This is a genomic window from Ruegeria sp. YTSC199, assembly GCF_059609725.1.
Genome location: NZ_JBXWMF010000010.1, coordinates 97,181 through 116,870, shown reverse-complemented (window position 1 = coordinate 116,870; position 19,690 = coordinate 97,181). Strand labels below are relative to the sequence as shown.

Genomic DNA, 19,690 nt, shown 5'->3' with positions numbered 1-19,690 from the left:
CTAGCTTCGGCGCCTGGGCAAACACCTTCAAACACGACGGAACTGTCAAAATTGCCTGAATTAGAAAATTATGCTAAATTACTTACATTTAGAGATATTTCATGCGTCGTCGAGTTTTCATAAACCGCCCTAAATCCCCAGATCTCTCCGCGATTGATCGGATTAATGAACTATCCAAAATCGCACGCACCAATTGGTTTGCACTGCTGGCGTATCTGTCCTTCGCAGGCGTCACACTTTTGGGAGTTCAAGACGCCGATTTCTTTATTGAAAGCCGAAGAACGAAACTACCTCTTGTTGACGTCGAAATCCCCACCCGCGACTTTTTTGTTTTTGGGCCAATTCTTGGCACGGCGCTGTACGTCTATCTACATCTCTATTTGTTGAAATTGTGGGAAACGCTCGCAGATGCCCCACCAAGACCCAAGGGTGAGGCGCTGTCGCTGCAGGTCACGCCTTGGCTTATCAACGATCTTGGCCTCGCTCTGCGTCGAGACAACGCTTTCCATCGTCGACCTATGGATTGGTTGTCACATCTCGTGACGTTCTTGCTGGTCTTTGCCATCGGCCCAATCGTGATTGGTTATTTTTGGGTGCGATACTGGCCTGCACACGAGCTGGGGTTTTCGATCTTCAACGCGCTTCTTTTCGCTCTGACGACAATGACAATGCTGTCGAGCGTGTTCACTGCAGTTACGCGGCTACGATATGGCTGGACCTACCGAGGCGGCTGGTGGCATCTTTTGGCCATCGTACCGACCTTGGCAATCTTAATACCGGCTATGGCACTAACCGTTGCAAAAACCGACGGTCCAGAGCGCTTGGGGGTATTTCGACTAGCGACCGAGAGAGCTTACTCTGCGACTTATCGCTTCTTAGTCGGGGTTGGGGTTCTGGCTGAGCCTGATGATCCAAAGGATGACACAAGTCCTTACGCCCTGCAGATCGCATCCGCTGATTTGATCGAAGTCGAGTTCACGTCCTTTCCTAAAGACTGGCTTGTCTACGATGCCCATCGGCAGCAATTTCGTGCCAATTGGTGCGCGCGACAGGGAATTGATCCCAAAACATGCGGTCCATCGAAGAACGGTGCAGTTCTCGATACACACAATGTAAACGCACGCGAAATATGGTGCGACGAAAATGGCTACGCCCCGAAACCCAAATGCACAAACTTTTTTACAAGTCTAGAAACGCGTTTCAGCCAGGTTTGGAAAACCGAGCGGCAAGCAAAACTTCGGGCGTTGGAAAGTTGGTCTCCGCGAAATGTGAATTTCCGCAATGCCAATATGGCTAATTCCGTGATGGCGGGCGCGGACCTGCGGCGGGCGCAGATGGAAGGGGCGGACCTATTCGGGGCGCGGATGGAGGGGGCGAACCTACGCGAGGCGCGGATGGAAGGGGCGGACTTACGCCGGGCGCAGATGGAGGGGGCGAACCTAACCGGGGCGCGAATGGAGGGGGCGAACCTGACCCTGGCGCGGATAGAGGGGGCGAACCTACGCGAGGCGCAGATGGAGGGGGCGAACCTAGCCGGGGCGCAGATGGAGGGCGCGAACTTGAGCCAGGCGCGAATGCAGGGGGCGAAGCTGAGCCATGCGCGGATGGAGGGGGCGAACCTATTCGGGGCACGGGTGGAGGGGGCGGACCTAAGCGGGGCGAAGATGGAGGGCGCGGACCTATTCGGGGCATGGATGAAGGGGGCGAACCTATACGCGGCGCGGATGCAGGGCGCAGACTTACGCCAAGCGCGGATGGAGGGGGCGAACCTGAGCTATGCGCGGATGGAGGGGGCGAACCTACGCAAGGCGCGGATGGAGGGGGCGGACCTATTCGGGGCGCAGATGAAGGGGGCGGACCTAACCGGGGCGCAGATGAAGGGGGCGAACCTAACCAGAGCGCAGATGGAGGGGGCGAACCTAACCGGGGCGCAGATGGAGGGGGCGGACCTACGCCGTGCGCAGATGAGGTCGGTAGAATGGGCGACTGGGACATTGACCGCACCTGCCCATTATACCGACTTCAGAGGAAGCTTCAGTTTGACACAAGACCGCCTTTTGTCGCTAATTGGAAACCCGCATACTCTGCTACCCGACCTGCCAAACCCGGACACAGGACAACCCCTATTTATTCCATCCTGCTGGGCTACGGAGCCAAAATCGTGGCCGGTATTGGTCGTGAGTTTTGGAGAGTACGGCATTTCGGAGGATGACTTGAGCGCGGGATTCATTTGCCAACCTGGCACAATCCCTCAGAAGACTGGCACACCTTGGCCACTCGACGAACCACCGCCTTGGGTAACCAATCCAGACTGGGAACCAGTGGAACGAGGACCGGTGACAGCGTCGATTGATCCACTCGAATGATACTGTTCTTACCGCCCAATCTTCTTTATCCAACGCGACTCCCTGACAGAATCTCGCGCACCCAATCGACGGACAGGTCAACGCCATGTGAGATTTCTTTAACAGAACATCCTTCAGCAGCCATTTCTCGGATTCTGCGATTGCGTGCAGCACGCACGATGAATCGGCAGTTCGAGGGCTGCAAAATCATTCCAGCGAATGCCTTCACTAGCTTGTTTGCATCTTCCCATCCAAGAATTCGAACAAGCTGGTGGTCCGCCGTCGGCAGGCTTTTAGGCACATAGACACAGACACGCCAGGCGCGCGAACCGGATTGAGGCAGGGAGCCGATCAGATGCAACGCCTGATCCCGCCCGATAACCTCAGCAATCTCGGCGACGCTTTCAGGCAGCGGCGGGGCAAGGCCAGTCGACGCACTCATGTGACCAACACCTCAACGCCCTGCGCGGCTAGGATCGACTTCACCAAATAGAACTTGTCGGTTGCATGTCCCTTACGGTCTTCGATGACCTGCACGCCCAGCGTACAATCAAAATAAACGAAATCAGCCGTCCAAGTGCGTTGCCGCTGTCCGCTGTCCGTCATGATCGGCCCGTCTCGCCCCTCAAGGCCGATTTTCACCTGGCGTCGTAGGTTCCGGATTTTGCCCGCGCGCTGCAGCAGCCTGAGTTCACACCACCGATCAGCCTCGGCTTTGCTGTCAAAGGTGATCCCGTCAATTGTCGTGCGCTGGGCGTTGCGTACCCGGCGTTTGTCCTCTTTCGAAGTGTCGGTGTTCTGCAGCGCGCGCAGCTGCATGGCGGTCATGCATTCCGTCACTTACTCACCTGTTTAGCTTTGAGTTGTTGGCCAGCGAATTTCAGGGCATCGGCGATATCGCGCGCGACGGGATCGGCTGCGGCCAAACCAATCTGGACCCGATAGACCCCCGTGATTTCTTCGACGCTGTGCAGACGCATCTTGCGCGGCACCGTAGCAACCGGGCCTCTGCCTGGCGCGATGACAACACAATCACCGGCGGCGGTGTCGACGGTCACGGTGACCTGCCCAAAGCGGTGGCCGTGGGTGGCTGGATCAGCGTGCGGCGACGTCACAGCAGTTTCCCCACGGCGCGACATTCCTGAATGGTCACAAGCTCGGCCTGCACGCATTCCCAAGCCGTGTGATCGGTAATCGCGGTACAGAGGAAGGGCTTGCCTTCCTTGATGGTCTTGGCGTGCGCTTCCAGCAGTTTTTCGCGATTGTCGGTGGCCGAGGTGGTCGGCGAGTGCTGGGTCCAGCGCTTGGCCTTCACCCAGTTTTCCGAATAGGCGATGTATTGTTTGTTGTTGCCCTTTTGCTCGACGGCATAGCCACGGGCACCAGCAAGGATGGCGGCAGGGTCGGCCCCTTCGTCGATGGCAGCTTTTAGCGCGGCCTCGGTTGCCACGCCGTCGCCGATCCGGGGATAGATCCCTTCGAACTGGCGAACAAAATCTTCAAAAACCAAATCCTGTGTGTGTGGTGCCTCTGGCGACACACAAGGTTCCTTTACAGGTTCTTTTACAGGTTCATCTATATAGGCTCCACCAGAGTGGAGACGGACCCATTCTGAAAGTGGAGACGGAACCGCGTCAAAAGTGGAGACGGCTTTGCCTGAATTTCCGCCTCCACTGAGTGGAGACGGCTTTTGTTTGCCGTCGAGTTCGAAGCCCAAGGTATAGTGGGTCGGTTTCTGGCGATTTGTGCGCGTGTCGCGCTCCTGCTTGCGCTGGATCAGGCCTTTTTCCTCAAGACAAGCCAGCGCCTTGTTCAGCCCGCCGTTTGACAGACCAGTATGCTCGCGCAAATAGGTTTGCTTGGGGAAACAACCCATGCTCGCGTTGTGGCAATCACACAGATGAAACAGCACCCGAAATTCGCCGTGAGTCATGGTATCCGGCGATAGATCAGCCAGCCAATGTGTAGCCTTGTGGCTCATGTGCCCTGCCTCGATTTGCTGCTGTTGAAAGTGGTGAACGGTGACAGATACCGGGTCGTTGCCCCGCTCTGCCTCTGGCACCCGCCCGTGCCCCGGTGGTCGCGCTTGTCAGGAATGAAATCCCCGTTCCCGGGTGCCGGGCCTGACGCGCAGCGCGATCTTGTTTGAGGCCATTTCGGGTCCGCTGTCCCGTGACATTCAGCGGAAGTTCGTCCCGGCAAAACTCGGTATTTTTTTCTCCCAACACTGCCACCCAACACAGTGGACAAGCCCCGGCAATCATGTAACTTTCTGGTGCGGGCCGCGCCTACCACGCGCGACCCGCTACACACCTTCCTTCGCAAACAAGAAAGGAGCGATGCCGATATGACCGGACTGGTTACGCACGCATCCATGGATGGAACTGAGAAACGCGGTTGGGGTCCTGCCCAACCGACGAAACCGAAAGAAGATGACGAGGGAGACTGACGGTGATCACCGACGCTCAGAACTTTGAATTCAACGCCCTGCGCAACGCGCTTTACCACACCGCTCGCCGCAGAACTTTTGAAACCTGGGCGCGGTGGCTGAACTTTCTGGTTGTTGTACTTGGTACGGCGACTGTCTCTAACCTTTTTACAAGCTACGGCATCACCAGCGTTCATTTGGGCGCGGCCACGGCGGTGATCGGCGCGCTGCAACTCACCTTTGATTTTAGCGGGCGCGCGCGAACACATCAGGTCTTGCAGCGGGACTACTACGACGCTTTGGCGCGTTTCCAGACAATCAGCGCCCCCACAGACGACGATATCAACAACGCCACTGCTGAACTGACTGCCACTATGGCCAACGAACCGCCGACTATGCGAGCCGTCGACGTCAAGGCTTATAACGACGCCCTGGCCGCAACCGGATTTTACAACGCTGACCAGCGGCTGCGCCTTCCGTGGCTGCACACCGTATTCAAGAACGTCTTGTCCTTCGACGGGCACGAGTACGCCAAGATTGGTGATCTGACCGGGAAGTGAAGATTTCAGGGGCGCGTCGTTCATTCGTCGCGCCCTTTCTCGGACATCATCAGTCCCCACAGCACGAAAAAGCCGGTCAGGTAACAGGCTAAATCCCACAGGCTGTCCAAGATCACGATGGCTTGGAAACCACTGTTGGGAATATCGCCTGCAACTTCTTTCAAAAGAATTCCGGCGATACCGACCCACAGCCAGGCATGAGACAAGCCCCGAAACAGAACGATCGAACTGACGGCGATGCCGATCCCAAAATGGGCAAGACTTACCGTTGCCCACCATGTCACGGTACCTGAAACAGCCTCAGCCCCTGCACAGGACAAGTCGCTGTGCAGTAGTGCGCCAAATTCTCTGCTTAATACGCTCATCGCTGCCCGATCTGACCCAAAATGTCATTGCGGGTGCGGTCTGACGTGAGGATTTCCATTGTTTTCCAAACGCCGAGGATGGCGCAAACTGTGTAAACGTCCTCGATTACCGGACTGCTGATCCCTGAAAGCCAGTTCTGAATTTGCCGCTCAGAACGGCCAAGGACCGGCGCGGCCAATCGGGCAACCTCATTGTCCGAGGCGCCGGGAAAGGCTTCACGCAGCGCTTCGGCAAACCGACCGCGCGCCAACTCTCTTGCTTCGACCCTGTTCACTACGAAAGATTTTTCGCGCCCGTTCAGGAGAAACTTGACCCCAGACGAAATCACACGAGGAAGAGTTGAAAGTGACATCACCCTGCCTGCCCATTCAACTTGAGAAACGAGAAAAGCTCTTTTTTCGGTTCGTTCACGCTCCTTTCGCGCGCCATCTTGCAAAGGGCATCGTACCAAGCGGCTGGAAGAACGCCGGTCTGCATGTGGGTGTGCACAGTTGTCGGTCGTTTCTTCAGACGCGTGGCTACCATTCGATAGCCACCAAGTTGATCAACGAAGGTTCGAACATCTGTTTGCATACCTCAGGATTAGTCCGATTTTTTCGGACTTGCAAGGTACGCAATAAAAACAGTTCGCTTTTTTCGAACCAAGGTTAAACCGGACTAATGGATATCGAGCAAAAAGAACAACTCGCCAGAACCGGAGACATAAGTCCGGAGGCCATTAGAGAACGGCTGATCGCGGCCCGCAAAGTCGCCGGCCTACAGCAAAATGAAATTGCCAAAGCCCTTGGAGTTTCCAAAACCACTTATCACTCCCAGGAGTCCCGTGGCGCGCCAAGCATCAAGGCAATGCGCTATTACTACAGACAGCATAGAATTGACTTCAATTATCTTCTGCACGGGGACTTCGCTCAGTTGCCGCTCGACGTTCAAGAACGACTTTTCGACGCGCTCGCACAGTCTGCCGAATAGCCCAAAGCGGATCAAATACGAAATTTAGATCCGCGCCCAATCGGACCATCAACGCCACCCATGCGTGCATCAGCCTAAGTCGAATCAACTGTGTTCCCCTTTTGTTCTTACTTAGGCTAACGTTTCGGCAATCTCCAATCACAACTTAATCTGATTTTTTCGGACTTTCAAATTGACTGGTCCGAATTTTTCGGACAATCTGCCGTCATCAAAACTGATGAAGGCACACCATGAAAACGCACGACCAGTTTCAATCACTCGCCAAGACAATCACTGACCCCAACCGGATCTATCACCCGATTGTTGCGGTCGCCGCGTGGTGCAAGCTCAAAGCCCTGCGCGGCCAGCCCGTCAGCAACCAGCACCTTGACCGGCTGGGCGTGCAGGTCGACCGGATCGACTGCGCGACCATCGATCGCGCGGTTCAGGAAATACGTGTGCGTGACAAGATCCGCGCCTGTGCCGCCCAGCGCGGCCCCGCTCCCCTGATCTGCCCAGACGCTATTGCCTGACCTACCTCGTCCTGCGCGCCGTACTGCGCGGACAACTGGCCGGGGGATTCCTCCCAGTTTTACCCCCGGCCCCTTTCTTCAAAGAGACCATCGCCATGAACAACCTGATCAACAACCGTCTGTCCCGCCTGCTGAACGATCTGGACCAGCTGCCCTATGCCGGGCGTCGTGATCGCGTGGTAACCGAGGTGCTGGAAACATCCGGTGTCTACTACATCCCCAGCACCGTTATGCCTGGCGCGCGGTTCTTCTGCGAAATCAACCTGCATGGTATTCGCGCCACCGGCGGCGATGAGGCCGACGTGATCACCAATTGGATCGACGCGGCCCGTGCCCAAAAGGCTGCGGCATGAGCGAGCGCAGAGATATCACGCGGATCATTGGCGCGGTCCAACAGTTGGAACAGACCGTGCCAGCCTGCAAGCTGGCAGTGCTGCGCTATCTAGTCCTGCACAACGGCGGCCGCTGGGACTTGCCCAGCGCGGCGGGCGGTTACGATCCGATTATCAAGTCAGTGGAACTGTTCGGCGTCTATGCGATGGCCGAGGACGTTGAGGATCTGCCTAAAAACTGGGTCAAAGCCGCCCGCAATGTCCTGATGGCCTATGAGGCTGACCGGGCGACAACCGATGCCACACACGGCAACCGGCCCCCGTCTGTTCAAAATCGCCATGAACACGACGGGGGCACGGTATGACGCACCCGCTGATCATCGATAGTTTCGCAGGCGGCGGTGGTGCCAGCACAGGCATTGAAATGGCCCTTGGTGTCAGTCCTGACTATGCCATCAACCACAGCGAAGCGGCGCTTGCCCTTCACGCGGCCAACCATCCGGATACGGAACATCTGCAAACGTCGATCTACGCTGTTGACCCGCGCGATATCGTTCAAAAGGGGCAGCGCGTCGGCCTGGCTTGGTTCTCGCCCGACTGTAAGCACTTTTCAAAGGCGCGCGGCGGTACGCCGGTAAACAAGAACATCCGAGACCTTGCGTGGGTTGTCGTGCACTGGGCCGAGCTCGTGCGCCCCGAGGTAATCGCCCTTGAGAACGTCGAGGAATTCCAGACGTGGGCGCCGCTGATCCAGATGCGAGACGCACAGGGCGAACTTAAGTTTGACGCTTTCGGTCAACCGCTGATGATCCCTGATCCGGAACGCAAGGGTGAGACGTTCAATCTCTGGGTCCGCCGCCTGCGCAAGCTGGGTTACAAAGTCGAGTGGCGCGAACTGCGCGCGTGTGACTATGGCGCGGCGACTATCCGCAAACGTTTGTTCCTGATTGCCCGCTGCGATGGCCGCCCGATCGCTTGGCCAATGCCAACGCACGGCGACCTGAGCAGCGCGGATGTTCAGGCCGGAAAGCTGAAACCGTGGCGCACGGCCGCTGAGTGCATCGATTGGTCTCTGCCCTGCCCGTCGATTTTCGACACGAAAGAGGAAATCAAAGAAAAGCACGGCCTCAAAGCCCAACGCCCACTTGCCGAGAACACCGAGGCGCGGATCGCGCGCGGCATGAAACGCTATGTGCTGGACGCGGCCAAACCTTTTGTCGTGAACCTGACCCACGGTGCGCGGCTTGAAGACGCCGGTGAGCCAATGAGAACGATCACCAGCGCCAACCGCGGCGAAAAGGCTGTGGTTGCGCCGTCAATCGTCCGTCATTTCGGCGCGTCGATCGGCCAACGTTGTGACCACCCAACGCCAACGACAACGGCAGGCGGTGGCGGCAAGTCCGGACTGATCACACCCAACCTGATGAGCCTTAAGGGCAGCACACGCCGTGGCAGCGCGGTTTCGGCGCCACACCCTACGGTTCTGGCTGGCGGTGGTCACTCTGCCGTCATAGCGCCCCTCCTGACCTACGCGCAGCACGGCGGCAGCAACCGCAGCGCGTCTGAACCGGCGCACACTCTCACGGCCAGCCGAAAGGACCAGAACGCGATTATTTCGCCGATGTTGGTTCAAACAGGCTATGGCGAACGCAAAGGCCAGGCACCGCGGGCGCTAGATCCCTTCTCGCCTTTGGGCACGATCGTCGCCGGTGGTGGCAAACACGCCCCGGCGGCCGCCTTCCTTGCGCAGCACAACAAGGCGAGACAGGGCGTAAACCCCGGGCGCGGTGTCTCGGCCCCATTTTCGACGTTAACGGCAACAGGATCGCAACAAGCGCCCGTAGCGGCGTGGATGGCAAAATACTACGGGACCGATCAGGACCCGCGCCACGATGAGCCCCTGCACACGGTCACGACCAAAGACCGCTTTGGCCACATGCAAGCCGAACTGGCCGCGCCTGAGTTTGCACCCGAGCATGAGGCCAAGGCGCGCAAGGTCGCTGAATTCCTGCGTCGGCATGGCGTTTGGGATGGTGGCGAGTTCGTAACGCTAGAAATCGATGGCCAAACGTTCGTTGTGGTGGATATCGGTATGCGAATGCTGACCCCGCGCGAACTGTTCAACGCACAGGGTTTCCCGTCTGACTACGTGATCGAGGGCGTCTGGCGAGAACGCGATGGCGACTGGATCTGGCAGCCGTTTTCCAAAACCACCCAAGTGAGCTGCTGCGGCAACAGCGTCAGCCCCTTCCCCGCCTGCGCCCTTATTCAAGCCAACTGCGGCCATCTGGTCGAAGAACTGCAGGAGAAAGCAGCATGAAGGATAGCGATAAACGCGCCCAACTCGCCGGGTTTGATCCAGGCACTTTAGGCCAACACATTGACCGTGTTCATAACGCAGCATTGGACAAGGCCGCCGACATGGTGCGCAACCACAAGGGTTCTCTTTCACTTGAGGAAATCGCGCAACAGATCGAGGCGTTGAAACAGGATAGCGGTCAATGAACATTCAAGAAACAAACGATTGGCGCGGTGAACACCTGATACGCTGCACGCCGCGTGAGCCCGAAGACGAAGACGTCTCTACAGGCAACGAAACGGACCTGCGCCGCAAAAAGGTGGCGCAACTGATCAACATGCACCTGACAGCCCCGCAAATCGCCCAGCGCCTCGGATGCTCTGACAGCCTTGTCTACAAGGACGCATCCAAATTGGGCTTGAAACTGCCCGGCCTTCGCCGGGGCCCGAAGCCCAAAGCAGCGTAAGAGGGATTTCAGACATGGGATACATTGAATTAGCGGCCGGGATTTATCTGCTCGCGATCACGCCCTTTCAGAGCACTGTAGGCGGCTTAAACAAGCTGCTGTTCACCGCACCCCTGCCTGTATTTGGGGCATTGCTTGCTGCTGACGCCATGTCGCGCCTCAGCTTCATCTAAGGACCGATCATGCAGGAACTGATTGATAAAATCGCAGATGCAGCCGAGGCCTTTGGCGCGCAGTCGGGAACCGGCGGAATGGAGGCCGCTGGCCTCATCATTTCCGTTCTTTCGGCCAATCCAAACCTGACAAAACAGTTTCTTGATAACCCAATCGGCACAATGCTGTCGGACAAGTTCCGGTGGCAGTTCGGTCGGCTATCTTGGCACGCGCAAAGCACTGGAGAAGTTGTTACCCCTGAGTTCTTCCGAGAACACTTGGCCGTCAAAGAACTGGTGAATGACGCGGTGAAGGCCGCACAACGCACGCGATCCTAACAGGACCATTGGAGCATCTGCCATGAACCTGCCATTGTTTGCCAAAGAACAGACCGCGGCTAAGCTGTTGGACATGACCGCCAAAGAATTTCGCGGATTGGTGGACAATGGCGCATTGCCGCCACCTAAGACGCTGGCCGGTGGCCTTGAGCGCTGGAACGTGCAGGATCTATGCGCCATCGCAAACGGCGATGCTGCGCGCCCAGAGGATGATATCGAAGTATGACCCGCCCGCCTAAACCTCGGATCGTAAAACCCCGGCTTGTCTGGAAATGGAACAAATCGAAAGAGGTTTGGGAACCCTATTTCCGGATCACTTGGACCGAGAACGGCAAGCCGAAACAACGGGTAATCTTGCTCAAATGGAAAGGCGACCCGAAAGAGCTGGATACGCTCTATTGGGCTTGTCAGTCTGGCCGACACGAAAAGCAGCAGAAGACCGAGAAATACACGTGGCAATCGCTGGTCGAAGCCTGGCGCACCGATAAGCGCATTCAGTCCAGGCTGAGCGACAGCACAAAACAATCATACCGGCGGGCAATGGAATCTCTATTAGAGAAGAACTCTGGAAAGGATGTTCGACGCACGACCCGTCAAGGATTGCGCAATGTGCACGACCTAATGTCAGCGACTCCACGGCAGGCAGATAAGCGTCTGCAAACCGTCAGTCTGCTGTGGAACTATGCGGCAAACAAACTGGATTGGCCCTTGGGTCCGAACCCAGCCAAAGGAATCGACCATTTCGGTAAGCAGCGCGAATTTGAACCGTGGCCGGAATGGATGGTCGAAAAACTGCCAGACGCCCCGGCGGTCGTCCGCACTGCGGCTGAACTGATCCTTGGCACTGGCCAACGTCCTAACGCTGCCATTCAAATGGAACACAAACAGTTTCGCGGCGAGTGGATGGGCGTTCTGGACGAAAAGTCCGACGAACTATTCGAAACCTACTGCCCGGCCGATCTGCGCGACTACCTCGCCAGTCTGCCCAAGAAGGGCAAACATGTGCTGGCTAAGAGCTTGACCGAACCGTTGGGATACCACGCGGTAGAAAAAGCGTTTCGTGCCTGGCGCAAGGATCTAGGCGCCAATGCAAAGCCCTACGTTCTGCACGGGCTGCGAAAGCTGGCGATTGTCCGTTTGGCCGAGGCCGGATGTTCAGACGCTGAGATACAGGCGGTTACCAACCAAAGCGCCGAGATGGTCGCTTACTATCGCAAACGGGCTGACCGCCGCAGGCTATCCAAGGCCGCCCAAACCCGTCGATTCTGAAACGAGAACAGAACAAGACCAGAACGGGAAAGTGTGAGTTAGCACTGTGAGTAAAGAAAATCACCGTCTTGGAACTGGCAGGAAAAAACTAGCTAACTTATTGTTTTTAAAAGTGGTGCGGATGGCGGGGATCGAACCCGCAAGCCCTAGGGCGAGGGATTTTAAGTCCCTTGCGTTTACCAGTTTCGCCACATCCGCGCGTCACCGAGATTTCACGGATGGTGACGTCTGGAACTCATACCGCCATCCAAACTGATTGAAAAGCCGCTTAGTTGCCCTTTATGAGGAGAACCTGTCGAACGCTCTTCTTGCAACTGGAACGGATGAGCACGCGCTTCTTCGGATCCGTCTTTGGGGGGCGGTGATGAGATAGTTTTCCACGTTAACGGCGGAATAAGCCTGCTGCGCAGGGGGCGTAAAAGTCGTCCATCTTTGCCCACTGTGTGAACGGAGGCAGGGGGCGGATCTTCACCGTGGACTTGTAATGCAAGGTTCGTTTGGCGTGTTCTGAAGGCGTGAGCCAGGGCGAGGCAGAGCGTCAATTCGGGATATCTCGGGGCAGCGTTCGGAAGATGTTGGCGTTCCCGGTTCCACCGGTTGCCGGCGGCATTAGCCAGTCTGGCGCCCGATGCCGGACGGTTGCACCGGGATCATTGATCAATGGTTGTCGGAGGACTTGAACTGGCGCCGCGAATAGCAGCACACGGCAAAGCGGGTTTTCGAGAGGCTGCGCGACAAGCACGGTTTCGAGGGTGGTTGGCTAACGCTTTCACATTGCTCCATCAGAGAACGCTTCGTGATTTTTTCGAGCGAAGAGCCATTGCTTTCTTTTCAACATGGGTGTGTCGGTGCTGAAAACTACCGAAACGATGCGTTTCTTATGGTGTCATCCCAAACACGCCGTAAATGTTGCAAGCATTGAGGCGGTCTGAGACCTTTGCAAACTCGTCGTCACTTAGCGGCTTTCTTTTGTCTGCCTTTCGGGTGGATGCCTTCGGCAACTCAATGCCGTCCAAAGGGTTCGCCACTTTGCCCGCCAGATCATTCTCACGCAGAGCCAAGGTGATCAGGGCCGAGGCTTGACCAACCTCTCGCTTGATGGTGTCGGCGCTCAGAGGGTCTCCGTTGCCCTTCCTATGGGACTTGTAGTGGTCGACCAGATCACGACCATGAGCGCGCTTAAGCTTTTCCAAGGGCAACTTATCAAGCGAACCCCAAACAGTTCTGAGGGTCCCTGCTAGGCGGTCTAAACGAGTACGCTTGGCCTTGCTATCTACGCAGCGAAGGCGTCGATACATAGCGATACCATCGGCCACCGTGGGGGCTGGAGGTTCGGCCTTGGGATTGAGGAGGATTTCCTTGACCATCGGGTCAGGGGTGACTTCCGCAAGGTGGCCACGCAACCAAGGGTCATCTTCATCCAGACCTTTAACCCCCTCCAGCATACCCGCCGCTTTCAAGGCAGCTTCGTGAAACTTCTGGCTGGGCGATCTGGCGTCTATTCCGGCCTGCCGCTCACGCATAGTCTGAACCGTCTTCTCAAACATGGCTTCAATGGCTGCATGCTCGCGGACCAATTTAGGACCAGATTTGTACTTCAGGTACACAATCAGAACGGCGCTATCTATTCGATCAGCGATGTCTTTAGGCCAGCGCCGCCGATACCGAACGGTCTTTCCACCGCGCATTTCGTCCAGATGTTGAAGCTTGTAGCTCACCATATTTTCACCTCCGTGTAGTAAAGGTGCCCTCATTTGTGTCCTAATTTCCAGGCTGTTAGCCCAATGAAACAAGGGAATAAAGGCTCTAAGGTGATGATAGTGGTGCCCCCACACGGACTCGAACCGCGGACCTACTGATTACAAATCAGTTGCTCTACCAGCTGAGCTATAGGGGCACTTCGTGTCGATTACTTTCTCTTGTTGAGGACTGCAAGCCCATATTTTTATCTTAACTTAGGGATTGGCAGTTTTTCTGACTGCGCGAAGATCCTTCTGCGCAAACTGGCTTGGGTTTGACTGTTCTGGTCCCAGACGGTAACCCGGCAAGCGGGGCAAAAAGCAAGGACAAGAACCGAAAATGCAGATTGCTATCCACGCAGGCGTAGCGCTTACTGACGAGGGTCGGGTGTTAGCCTCGTTGAATAAAAACGCATCCGCTTTGGCAACACATGGCGTCGCCTTTTTTGGTCCGCGGCGATACAAACGCGTATTCAAGCCAGCGTTTGACGGGTTCGAAGCCGCTCCAGCCGAGTTTCCGATCCAGCAGAAAATCAATGGCATTCTGCCCAGTGGTGAGGGCACCCGGCGTGCAATCTACACCAGCGCCAGTTTTGCAGGTGAACCGAAATCGGCGCTGCGGGATGGGCAGTTGTACCCTTTCGCAGGCCGCAGGATGGCCTTGCTGGAACAGGGTTTCCACGACCACGAGGTTGAGCTCTTCATGGGGCTTAGAAATCCGGGAAGCTTCGTCCCAAAACTGCTGATGTCACTGCCAGAGGAAGCACGCATCGACGCAATTCGGGATACTGATCTGAGTTGCCTGAGTTGGATTGGCATGATTGAAGACATTCGGGATCTTGCACCCAGTGTCCAGATTACGTTGTGGGGCAACGAAGACACCCCCTTCATCTGGGGGGACATCATTCGCGCTCTGGCTGACCTGGACGAAGAAACGCCCTTGCAGGATGAGCACGAATTGTTGCTGTCTTTGCTGGATGAAGCAGGCCAGAACGAAGTCCTGACGCTGGCTGATCAGGATGCGGGGCAGAGCAAGGAGAGCCTGCACGAAAACATGGCTCGAATATTCGACAATCACGCGCAACCGGAAGAAATCGAAGAAGAACTGGACCTGCCCGGGTGGAGCACCGAAATCGTAGACGCGTTTTCGGAATTATATGAGCAGGATCTCGAACGGCTTGGCACGATTCCCGGAGTTCGGGTTCTGAAACCCTGAGCCCGCTTTTGGGGCATCGGCTTGCTGAAACCGGCACTGCGCGGACATCCGGTTTGAGGCCATAACTGTATCACGTACGACCGACAGAAATCTCGAATCAATTCACGCTTACTTCAAGGCCGCCGCGGCCCGAAGAAGAAATCCTGTGGCGCGTGCCCCGGATCAACGCAATCCCTGCGGGGCACACATGTTTCGCACGTCTGAAGGTTCCCGTCAGGCGAGCTTCAACTCATGCCAAGCGCTTCCTTGTACATTTCCAGCACGGCTTCTTCCTCGGCGATATCGTCTTTGTCGCGTTTACGCAGAGCGATCACCTTGCGCATGACCTTGGTATCGTAGCCACGGGCTTTGGCCTCGGCCATCACCTCTTTTTGCTGTTCCGCCAGATCCTTCTTTTCCGCATCCAGTCGCTCGAACCGTTCGATGAACTGGCGCAGCTCGCCTGCGGTTACGCGATAGTTGGCAGAGGCCTGATCTTCGGTCATGTCATCCATTTACGTCTCTCCCAGAGGTAGATTTCTGTTGCTGTGGCAGCGGGCAATATGCCGGATACATCGCTGCCGCCCGCGCCGCAAGCGCCCAATCGCAGGCGGGCTTGTGTGAGCGGGGGTTCTCGGCTAAGCGCAAGTGAACGTGACAAGCAAATGTGGGGAACCATGTTCGAATTCATCACCTGGGGCGGCGCCGCCCTGTCGCTTGCCGGGCTTGCGGGCCTAGTCTGGTGTATTGCACACGTGATGAAAGCGCGCAAATCCGGCCTCTCGGACGAAGAATTGCGCGCTGTTGTTCAGGGTGTTCTGCCGTGGAATCTGGCTTCGTTATTTCTGTCAATGATTGGCTTGATGGTGGTAATCCTAGGGATTTCCTTTGGCTAGCCTACCAGCCTAGATTGGCAGATTATCAAAGCGCGCCTCCATGGCATCTTCACACAGGGCTGCATCCAGTTGCCGCAAGCGCGATGGTATGTGCATACCTTCCTGACGCATCCGTTCGATCACCTTGGTTACACTTGGCTGAAGGGCAAGTCGCGTATCCAGGCACGCGCCGTTAAGTTTTTTTTCAAGTTGTTCGGCTTCTGAGTATAAATTGATTGATGACATCTCCATCCTCCCAAATGTCTTCATTTACGCCGATTTTTGTGACCACTTTAAGACCCGCCCAGATTACCCAAAAATAGCGCGGGAATCCGCCGACAAACCGTGCCGCTCCGGTTGTCCAAAAGCGAATTGACTAGATTTTACTCATAATGAGACTTCCTTGCCTTGACCAGCATCAAATTACGCATGTTGATTATAATATATTCCATAATTAATATGTGAAATAACTAAACCGGTGGAGGGCCACATGACACCCATTGTGAAAGCGTTTTTCGATCCTGAGACCTTTACGGTTTCCTACGTCGCGCAGGAGCCCGAAGGCCTTTCCTGCGCGGTAATCGACAGTGTTCTGGATTTCGACCACGCCTCGGGCCGTACCGGCACGCGCTCGGCCGATCAGATCATTGACCATGTACGGAAGAATGATCTGCGGGTCGACTGGATACTGGAAAGCCACGTCCACGCCGATCACCTGTCAGCGGCCCCCTATTTACAGCAGGAGTTGGGTGGTAAAATCGGTATCGGTGACCAGATCGTCACGATTCAGGAAACCTTTGGCAAAATTTTCAACGAAGGCACCGAGTTTCAGCGCGACGGCAGTCAGTTCGACGCCCTCTTCCGCGAAGGCGATAGTTTTCACGTCGGTCAGATGCGCGGCGACGTGCTGCATACGCCCGGGCATACACCCGCATGTCTGACCTATGTGATCGGCGATGCGGCTTTTGTCGGTGACACCCTTTTTATGCCGGACTTCGGCACAGCGCGCTGCGACTTTCCCGGTGGGTCCTCTGCAATGCTGTATGACTCGATCCAGAAAATCCTGGCGCTGCCGGATGAGACGCGGATTTTTGTCGGCCATGATTACAAAGCACCCGGGCGTGATGAATATGCCTGGGAAACGACGGTTGGCGAGCAGAAGGCGCTGAACGTTCACATTGGCCAAGGCCGCTCGATCGAGGAATTTGTCGAGATGCGCGACGCCCGGGATGCGACGCTGGCCATGCCGCGCCTGATCCTGCCATCCCTGCAAGTCAACATGCGCGCAGGGCAAATGCCTCCGGCAGATGAACACGGCGACGTGTTTCTGAAGCTTCCCCTGAACAAACTCTGAGTTACTGGCCGCAGCACGGCAAAGGACACGATATGCATACAGATTGGATATGGGGCCTTGGCGGAGGCCTTCTTATTGGGCTTGGCGCCGTCGTTTACCTGCTGGGCAACGGGCGCATCATGGGGGCCAGCGGAATACTGGGCGGGTTGGTCGACAACAGCGACCGGTCACTGGAAAGGCTGAGTTTTCTGGCAGGCGTGGTCGGAATGCCCTTGTTGCTGCGACTCATGCTCTCTCCGGCACCCGAGACACATCTGACCAGCAATATCACCGTGGTGATTATCGCCGGTTTGCTTGTGGGGGCCGGAACGCGCATCGCCAACGGGTGCACGTCCGGTCACGGCGTCTGCGGGATATCACGCTTCTCGCTGCGCGGCATCGTCGCCACCCTGATCTATATCGGGGCCGGAGTTGTGACGATCACCTTGTTCCGTAATGTTTGGGGGGTGATCTGATGCGCGCGCTGATTTCCCTTTTTTCAGGATCACTTTTCGGCGCAGGTCTGCTGCTGTCCGGTATGACCGACACGACCAAAGTACAGGGCTGGCTGGATTTTTTCGGGCACTGGGACCCAACGCTTGCCTTCGTGATGGGCGGAGCGATCCTGCCAATGCTGATTGCCTGGCGATTGACGACCCATCGACGCCCCCTAACCGGTGGACAATTTCCGCAACCGGCCACACCCGAACTGGACCGCCGCCTAATACTGGGTTCAATGCTGTTCGGGATGGGCTGGGCGCTGGCGGGATTATGCCCCGGGCCTGCCATTGCCTCGCTCAGCTATGGTGGCGTTGGTGGTGCCGTCTTTCTGGTTGCCATGCTCGCGGGAATGTACGCGGCACCTACTCTGAGCGCGCAACTGGACAGAGTCGCAAACGCAGCCTAATCAATTGCCATGGAGATTCGCCCGATTACCCCCCGCTACGCCGTCTCGCCGCAAATCACGGTCGAGGACGTTCCAGCCATAGCTGAAGCTGGCTTTGTCAAAGTGATTTGCAACCGGCCCAATGTCGAAGTTCCGGCGAATATGCAATCGGATGCGATCGGTGAAGCAGTACGTGCGGCGGGACTGGAGTACGAAGTTCTGGAGCTGACGCACCAGACCATGACACCCGCGAATGTAGCCCTGCAACGCGAGCTGGCCGAAAGCTGCAACGGGCCGGTTCTGGCCTATTGCGCCTCGGGCACACGGTGTTCTGTGGTTTGGGCGCTGGGTCAGTGTGATCGGATGAGCACCGACGCCATTCTGGATGCCACCACCAAAGCGGGTTACGCGCTGGAAAACCTGCGCCCGACCCTTGACCAAATTCGCGGCGTTACCGATTAATTTAACTTAGACCGTCTGGATCTGTGTCCGATAGCTTCAGGCCGGCAAGTTGCGATATCTCGGCCACCATCTGGTCTGAATCGGTGAAGTCTAGGTTGGATTTGAAATCGCCTGTTACGCCCGGATCGAGCGTGGCCGGCATTTGCGACAGTTCCGTTGGCGCGGGCAGGTCCGGATCAGGTCGCAGCGTTGTGGTCGAGCGAGCCTCAAGAAACTCCTCAGCCTCAGATTGGGTTAACGCCGCCAGCGGCGCGTATTCGTTCAGACGCACCGCGCGCATCCCTCCGCATTGCCCCAACCGGCCAATTGCGGCAAGGCTGCAATCAATTGTCAGGACTTCCGCACGATCCAGCCTTGCCACCGTCAGCGGTAGAACGTCGCCCACCTTGAGTTGCGATAGAGTTGCCAGAGGCAGCGACATGCGGCAGATCACCGTATTCAGTTCGGCCCGCAACACCCCCGAAGCCTGTTCAAGATTTGGACCCGTGTTCCCTTGCGTGACTTCGTCGGAGTCTTCTGCGGTTCGGTCCGGCAGGAACACGGAAATCTGCCCTTGACGCAAACCGCCACCCAGTTCCACGGTCAGGTCAAACACCCGATACGCGTCTTCGGCCATGGCCAGCGACAACGTGCGCAAATCAGTAAAACGGGCGGCAAATTCAAACCCCGACAAGCTGGATTGATCCAACGGCGCCTCCACCAGATCGACCGCGCGCGCCAAGGCATCTTCGATAAAAGGCGCCACCATTGCCCCATCCGTATGTGTAAACGCGCGGGGCGAAGGCGCGTCCGCCATCACCTCGCCAATGGTTTGCACCTGAACGACGGCCGAAACCGCACCCAGATCCATGCAGATGGCCGCAGACATTCCGTCAGCGTCGACAAACTGCAACAGCAGCCAGTCTTCCGCGACCTGTTCCGCCAACACATCCGACGTTCGGTGGGATTGTCTGGCGCCGATTACGACCATGGACAGCTGCAACCGATCCCCGGCGGCCCGGGCAAAGGCCAGCCGCAGCGCCCGCAGGATCGAACGCGGCTTGTCACCCTGTTCTTCCTGCCCCACTGAAAGCTTGCGCGCCAAAGCTGCGCTGACCGACTGCGTCATGCCCGAAACCGCTGTTGATTGCTGTATCTGATACTCGGTCTAACCCGGTTCAGGT

At 56.8% G+C, this 19,690-nt stretch carries 30 protein-coding genes and 2 tRNA genes; 19 read left to right on the top strand and 13 right to left on the bottom strand.

Annotated elements, in window-relative coordinates; translation table 11 throughout:
- Positions 1-101 precede the first annotated feature (101 nt).
- Positions 102-2,366: a pentapeptide repeat-containing protein gene (locus AC2FEE_RS11850; protein ID WP_496865423.1), complete on the top strand. Its 2,265-nt coding sequence runs from the start codon at positions 102-104 to the stop codon at positions 2,364-2,366.
- 25 nt (positions 2,367-2,391) lie between these two features.
- Here AC2FEE_RS11850 and AC2FEE_RS11845 read toward each other — a convergent pair whose 3' ends face one another.
- From AC2FEE_RS11845 to AC2FEE_RS11830, 4 genes are read right to left on the bottom strand one after another with little or no spacing between them, the layout of a single operon-like run.
- On the bottom strand, positions 2,392-2,787 hold the full coding sequence (locus AC2FEE_RS11845; protein ID WP_496865421.1) for a hypothetical protein: 396 nt from the start codon (positions 2,785-2,787) through the stop codon (positions 2,392-2,394).
- A complete protein-coding gene (locus AC2FEE_RS11840) occupies positions 2,784-3,173 on the bottom strand; it encodes a DUF1064 domain-containing protein (protein WP_496865419.1) in 390 nt (129 codons plus the stop codon). The genes AC2FEE_RS11845 and AC2FEE_RS11840 overlap by 4 nt, the downstream gene beginning before the upstream one ends.
- Before the next feature lie 8 nt (positions 3,174-3,181).
- Positions 3,182-3,403 (bottom strand): hypothetical protein, encoded by a 222-nt coding sequence (locus tag AC2FEE_RS11835; RefSeq protein ID WP_496865417.1) that lies wholly within the window; start codon positions 3,401-3,403, stop codon positions 3,182-3,184.
- 53 nt (positions 3,404-3,456) lie between these two features.
- Positions 3,457-4,326: a helix-turn-helix domain-containing protein gene (locus tag AC2FEE_RS11830; protein WP_496865416.1), complete on the bottom strand. Its 870-nt coding sequence runs from the start codon at positions 4,324-4,326 to the stop codon at positions 3,457-3,459.
- A gap of 470 nt (positions 4,327-4,796) precedes the next feature.
- On the opposite strand from AC2FEE_RS11830, the gene AC2FEE_RS11825 reads away from it, so the two are divergent.
- Positions 4,797-5,333, top strand: coding sequence for a hypothetical protein (locus tag AC2FEE_RS11825; protein WP_496865414.1), 537 nt, complete (start codon positions 4,797-4,799; stop codon positions 5,331-5,333).
- Between the two features lie 20 nt (positions 5,334-5,353).
- Here the strand turns inward: AC2FEE_RS11825 and AC2FEE_RS11820 are convergent, their stop codons facing one another.
- The 3 genes from AC2FEE_RS11820 to AC2FEE_RS11810 are packed head-to-tail and all read right to left on the bottom strand — an operon-like array spanning position 5,354 to position 6,272.
- The gene (locus AC2FEE_RS11820) at positions 5,354-5,698 is read right to left on the bottom strand and encodes a hypothetical protein (RefSeq protein ID WP_496865413.1); all 345 of its coding nucleotides are present in this window, start codon (positions 5,696-5,698) and stop codon (positions 5,354-5,356) included.
- A complete protein-coding gene (locus AC2FEE_RS11815; RefSeq protein WP_496865411.1) occupies positions 5,695-6,051 on the bottom strand; it encodes a hypothetical protein in 357 nt (118 codons plus the stop codon). The genes AC2FEE_RS11820 and AC2FEE_RS11815 overlap by 4 nt, the downstream gene beginning before the upstream one ends.
- Positions 6,051-6,272 (bottom strand): hypothetical protein, encoded by a 222-nt coding sequence (locus AC2FEE_RS11810; protein WP_496865409.1) that lies wholly within the window; start codon positions 6,270-6,272, stop codon positions 6,051-6,053. The genes AC2FEE_RS11815 and AC2FEE_RS11810 overlap by 1 nt, the downstream gene beginning before the upstream one ends.
- Positions 6,273-6,359: 87 nt before the next feature.
- Between AC2FEE_RS11810 and AC2FEE_RS11805 the strand changes: the two genes are divergently transcribed.
- From AC2FEE_RS11805 to AC2FEE_RS11755, 11 genes are all read left to right on the top strand, one after another.
- Entirely contained in the window at positions 6,360-6,668 is a 309-nt protein-coding gene (locus AC2FEE_RS11805; RefSeq protein ID WP_496865407.1) for a helix-turn-helix transcriptional regulator, read from the top strand.
- Between the two features lie 230 nt (positions 6,669-6,898).
- Positions 6,899-7,180, top strand: a complete 282-nt coding sequence (locus AC2FEE_RS11800) for a hypothetical protein (protein WP_496865405.1) — start codon at positions 6,899-6,901, stop codon at positions 7,178-7,180.
- A 95-nt stretch (positions 7,181-7,275) separates the two neighbouring features.
- Positions 7,276-7,533: a hypothetical protein gene (locus AC2FEE_RS11795; protein ID WP_496865403.1), complete on the top strand. Its 258-nt coding sequence runs from the start codon at positions 7,276-7,278 to the stop codon at positions 7,531-7,533.
- On the top strand, positions 7,530-7,877 hold the full coding sequence (locus AC2FEE_RS11790) for a hypothetical protein (protein WP_496865401.1): 348 nt from the start codon (positions 7,530-7,532) through the stop codon (positions 7,875-7,877). Before AC2FEE_RS11795 ends, AC2FEE_RS11790 begins: the two co-directional genes overlap by 4 nt.
- Positions 7,874-9,832 carry a DNA cytosine methyltransferase gene (locus AC2FEE_RS11785; RefSeq protein ID WP_496865399.1) on the top strand — a complete coding sequence of 653 codons (1,959 nt, stop codon included), beginning with the start codon at positions 7,874-7,876 and terminating at the stop codon, positions 9,830-9,832. The genes AC2FEE_RS11790 and AC2FEE_RS11785 overlap by 4 nt, the downstream gene beginning before the upstream one ends.
- Complete coding sequence (locus AC2FEE_RS11780; protein ID WP_496865397.1) at positions 9,829-10,017, top strand: hypothetical protein; 189 nt, start codon at positions 9,829-9,831, stop codon at positions 10,015-10,017. The genes AC2FEE_RS11785 and AC2FEE_RS11780 overlap by 4 nt, the downstream gene beginning before the upstream one ends.
- Positions 10,014-10,277, top strand: coding sequence for a hypothetical protein (locus tag AC2FEE_RS11775; protein ID WP_496865395.1), 264 nt, complete (start codon positions 10,014-10,016; stop codon positions 10,275-10,277). Before AC2FEE_RS11780 ends, AC2FEE_RS11775 begins: the two co-directional genes overlap by 4 nt.
- Before the next feature lie 14 nt (positions 10,278-10,291).
- Positions 10,292-10,450, top strand: a complete 159-nt coding sequence (locus AC2FEE_RS11770) for a hypothetical protein (RefSeq protein ID WP_496865393.1) — start codon at positions 10,292-10,294, stop codon at positions 10,448-10,450.
- A gap of 9 nt (positions 10,451-10,459) precedes the next feature.
- A complete protein-coding gene (locus AC2FEE_RS11765; RefSeq protein ID WP_496865391.1) occupies positions 10,460-10,768 on the top strand; it encodes a hypothetical protein in 309 nt (102 codons plus the stop codon).
- Between the two features lie 22 nt (positions 10,769-10,790).
- Positions 10,791-10,994, top strand: a complete 204-nt coding sequence (locus AC2FEE_RS11760; protein ID WP_496865389.1) for a hypothetical protein — start codon at positions 10,791-10,793, stop codon at positions 10,992-10,994.
- Positions 10,991-12,037, top strand: a complete 1,047-nt coding sequence (locus AC2FEE_RS11755) for a tyrosine-type recombinase/integrase (RefSeq protein WP_496865387.1) — start codon at positions 10,991-10,993, stop codon at positions 12,035-12,037. Before AC2FEE_RS11760 ends, AC2FEE_RS11755 begins: the two co-directional genes overlap by 4 nt.
- Positions 12,038-12,150: 113 nt before the next feature.
- Here AC2FEE_RS11755 and AC2FEE_RS11750 read toward each other — a convergent pair.
- The 3 genes from AC2FEE_RS11750 to AC2FEE_RS11740 all read right to left on the bottom strand — a co-directional run bounded on the left by AC2FEE_RS11750 (position 12,151) and on the right by AC2FEE_RS11740 (position 13,934).
- Positions 12,151-12,235, bottom strand: a tRNA-Leu gene (locus tag AC2FEE_RS11750).
- Between the two features lie 680 nt (positions 12,236-12,915).
- Complete coding sequence (locus AC2FEE_RS11745) at positions 12,916-13,755, bottom strand: hypothetical protein (protein ID WP_496865385.1); 840 nt, start codon at positions 13,753-13,755, stop codon at positions 12,916-12,918.
- Between the two features lie 103 nt (positions 13,756-13,858).
- Positions 13,859-13,934 (bottom strand) — tRNA-Thr (locus AC2FEE_RS11740).
- Positions 13,935-14,116: 182 nt separating this feature from the next.
- Here AC2FEE_RS11740 and AC2FEE_RS11735 point away from each other — a divergent pair.
- The gene (locus AC2FEE_RS11735; RefSeq protein ID WP_496865383.1) at positions 14,117-14,992 is read left to right on the top strand and encodes a hypothetical protein; all 876 of its coding nucleotides are present in this window, start codon (positions 14,117-14,119) and stop codon (positions 14,990-14,992) included.
- A 224-nt stretch (positions 14,993-15,216) separates the two neighbouring features.
- On the opposite strand, the gene AC2FEE_RS11730 is transcribed toward AC2FEE_RS11735, so the two are convergent.
- The gene (locus AC2FEE_RS11730) at positions 15,217-15,486 is read right to left on the bottom strand and encodes a DUF2312 domain-containing protein (RefSeq protein WP_170445087.1); all 270 of its coding nucleotides are present in this window, start codon (positions 15,484-15,486) and stop codon (positions 15,217-15,219) included.
- 162 nt (positions 15,487-15,648) lie between these two features.
- Between AC2FEE_RS11730 and AC2FEE_RS11725 the strand changes: the two genes are divergently transcribed.
- A complete protein-coding gene (locus tag AC2FEE_RS11725; protein ID WP_496865381.1) occupies positions 15,649-15,867 on the top strand; it encodes a hypothetical protein in 219 nt (72 codons plus the stop codon).
- 9 nt (positions 15,868-15,876) lie between these two features.
- Here the strand turns inward: AC2FEE_RS11725 and AC2FEE_RS11720 are convergent, their stop codons facing one another.
- Positions 15,877-16,092: a hypothetical protein gene (locus AC2FEE_RS11720; protein ID WP_496865379.1), complete on the bottom strand. Its 216-nt coding sequence runs from the start codon at positions 16,090-16,092 to the stop codon at positions 15,877-15,879.
- A gap of 244 nt (positions 16,093-16,336) precedes the next feature.
- On the opposite strand from AC2FEE_RS11720, the gene AC2FEE_RS11715 reads away from it, so the two are divergent.
- Genes AC2FEE_RS11715 through AC2FEE_RS11700 form a run of 4 tightly spaced genes read left to right on the top strand, consistent with a single transcriptional unit; the run spans position 16,337 to position 18,527 of the window.
- Positions 16,337-17,200: an MBL fold metallo-hydrolase gene (locus tag AC2FEE_RS11715; RefSeq protein WP_496865377.1), complete on the top strand. Its 864-nt coding sequence runs from the start codon at positions 16,337-16,339 to the stop codon at positions 17,198-17,200.
- Between the two features lie 32 nt (positions 17,201-17,232).
- Positions 17,233-17,655 carry a YeeE/YedE family protein gene (locus tag AC2FEE_RS11710; RefSeq protein WP_496865375.1) on the top strand — a complete coding sequence of 141 codons (423 nt, stop codon included), beginning with the start codon at positions 17,233-17,235 and terminating at the stop codon, positions 17,653-17,655.
- A complete protein-coding gene (locus AC2FEE_RS11705; RefSeq protein ID WP_496865373.1) occupies positions 17,655-18,086 on the top strand; it encodes a DUF6691 family protein in 432 nt (143 codons plus the stop codon). Before AC2FEE_RS11710 ends, AC2FEE_RS11705 begins: the two co-directional genes overlap by 1 nt.
- Before the next feature lie 9 nt (positions 18,087-18,095).
- Complete coding sequence (locus AC2FEE_RS11700; protein WP_496865372.1) at positions 18,096-18,527, top strand: protein tyrosine phosphatase family protein; 432 nt, start codon at positions 18,096-18,098, stop codon at positions 18,525-18,527.
- A gap of 1 nt (position 18,528) precedes the next feature.
- On the opposite strand, the gene AC2FEE_RS11695 is transcribed toward AC2FEE_RS11700, so the two are convergent.
- Entirely contained in the window at positions 18,529-19,635 is a 1,107-nt protein-coding gene (locus tag AC2FEE_RS11695) for a FliM/FliN family flagellar motor C-terminal domain-containing protein (protein WP_496865370.1), read from the bottom strand.
- Positions 19,636-19,690 lie beyond the last annotated feature (55 nt).

What these genes read in the sequence shown, in the direction of transcription:
- AC2FEE_RS11775 (WP_496865395.1), top strand. Translation starts at nt 10,014, where the DNA reads ATGAACATTCAAGAAACAAACGATTGGCGCGGTGAACACCTGATACGC.
- AC2FEE_RS11805 (WP_496865407.1), top strand. Translation starts at nt 6,360, where the DNA reads ATGGATATCGAGCAAAAAGAACAACTCGCCAGAACCGGAGACATAAGT.
- AC2FEE_RS11710 (WP_496865375.1), top strand. Translation starts at nt 17,233, where the DNA reads ATGCATACAGATTGGATATGGGGCCTTGGCGGAGGCCTTCTTATTGGG.
- AC2FEE_RS11755 (WP_496865387.1), top strand. Translation starts at nt 10,991, where the DNA reads ATGACCCGCCCGCCTAAACCTCGGATCGTAAAACCCCGGCTTGTCTGG.
- AC2FEE_RS11760 (WP_496865389.1), top strand. Translation starts at nt 10,791, where the DNA reads ATGAACCTGCCATTGTTTGCCAAAGAACAGACCGCGGCTAAGCTGTTG.
- AC2FEE_RS11725 (WP_496865381.1), top strand. Translation starts at nt 15,649, where the DNA reads ATGTTCGAATTCATCACCTGGGGCGGCGCCGCCCTGTCGCTTGCCGGG.
- AC2FEE_RS11810 (WP_496865409.1), bottom strand. Translation starts at nt 6,272, where the DNA reads ATGCAAACAGATGTTCGAACCTTCGTTGATCAACTTGGTGGCTATCGA.
- AC2FEE_RS11705 (WP_496865373.1), top strand. Translation starts at nt 17,655, where the DNA reads ATGCGCGCGCTGATTTCCCTTTTTTCAGGATCACTTTTCGGCGCAGGT.
- AC2FEE_RS11700 (WP_496865372.1), top strand. Translation starts at nt 18,096, where the DNA reads ATGGAGATTCGCCCGATTACCCCCCGCTACGCCGTCTCGCCGCAAATC.
- AC2FEE_RS11845 (WP_496865421.1), bottom strand. Translation starts at nt 2,787, where the DNA reads ATGAGTGCGTCGACTGGCCTTGCCCCGCCGCTGCCTGAAAGCGTCGCC.
- AC2FEE_RS11735 (WP_496865383.1), top strand. Translation starts at nt 14,117, where the DNA reads ATGCAGATTGCTATCCACGCAGGCGTAGCGCTTACTGACGAGGGTCGG.
- AC2FEE_RS11790 (WP_496865401.1), top strand. Translation starts at nt 7,530, where the DNA reads ATGAGCGAGCGCAGAGATATCACGCGGATCATTGGCGCGGTCCAACAG.
- AC2FEE_RS11715 (WP_496865377.1), top strand. Translation starts at nt 16,337, where the DNA reads ATGACACCCATTGTGAAAGCGTTTTTCGATCCTGAGACCTTTACGGTT.
- AC2FEE_RS11830 (WP_496865416.1), bottom strand. Translation starts at nt 4,326, where the DNA reads ATGAGCCACAAGGCTACACATTGGCTGGCTGATCTATCGCCGGATACC.
- AC2FEE_RS11695 (WP_496865370.1), bottom strand. Translation starts at nt 19,635, where the DNA reads ATGACGCAGTCGGTCAGCGCAGCTTTGGCGCGCAAGCTTTCAGTGGGG.
- AC2FEE_RS11795 (WP_496865403.1), top strand. Translation starts at nt 7,276, where the DNA reads ATGAACAACCTGATCAACAACCGTCTGTCCCGCCTGCTGAACGATCTG.
- AC2FEE_RS11800 (WP_496865405.1), top strand. Translation starts at nt 6,899, where the DNA reads ATGAAAACGCACGACCAGTTTCAATCACTCGCCAAGACAATCACTGAC.
- AC2FEE_RS11850 (WP_496865423.1), top strand. Translation starts at nt 102, where the DNA reads ATGCGTCGTCGAGTTTTCATAAACCGCCCTAAATCCCCAGATCTCTCC.
- AC2FEE_RS11785 (WP_496865399.1), top strand. Translation starts at nt 7,874, where the DNA reads ATGACGCACCCGCTGATCATCGATAGTTTCGCAGGCGGCGGTGGTGCC.
- AC2FEE_RS11720 (WP_496865379.1), bottom strand. Translation starts at nt 16,092, where the DNA reads ATGTCATCAATCAATTTATACTCAGAAGCCGAACAACTTGAAAAAAAA.
- AC2FEE_RS11840 (WP_496865419.1), bottom strand. Translation starts at nt 3,173, where the DNA reads ATGACCGCCATGCAGCTGCGCGCGCTGCAGAACACCGACACTTCGAAA.
- AC2FEE_RS11730 (WP_170445087.1), bottom strand. Translation starts at nt 15,486, where the DNA reads ATGGATGACATGACCGAAGATCAGGCCTCTGCCAACTATCGCGTAACC.
- AC2FEE_RS11765 (WP_496865391.1), top strand. Translation starts at nt 10,460, where the DNA reads ATGCAGGAACTGATTGATAAAATCGCAGATGCAGCCGAGGCCTTTGGC.
- AC2FEE_RS11770 (WP_496865393.1), top strand. Translation starts at nt 10,292, where the DNA reads ATGGGATACATTGAATTAGCGGCCGGGATTTATCTGCTCGCGATCACG.
- AC2FEE_RS11820 (WP_496865413.1), bottom strand. Translation starts at nt 5,698, where the DNA reads ATGAGCGTATTAAGCAGAGAATTTGGCGCACTACTGCACAGCGACTTG.
- AC2FEE_RS11780 (WP_496865397.1), top strand. Translation starts at nt 9,829, where the DNA reads ATGAAGGATAGCGATAAACGCGCCCAACTCGCCGGGTTTGATCCAGGC.
- AC2FEE_RS11815 (WP_496865411.1), bottom strand. Translation starts at nt 6,051, where the DNA reads ATGTCACTTTCAACTCTTCCTCGTGTGATTTCGTCTGGGGTCAAGTTT.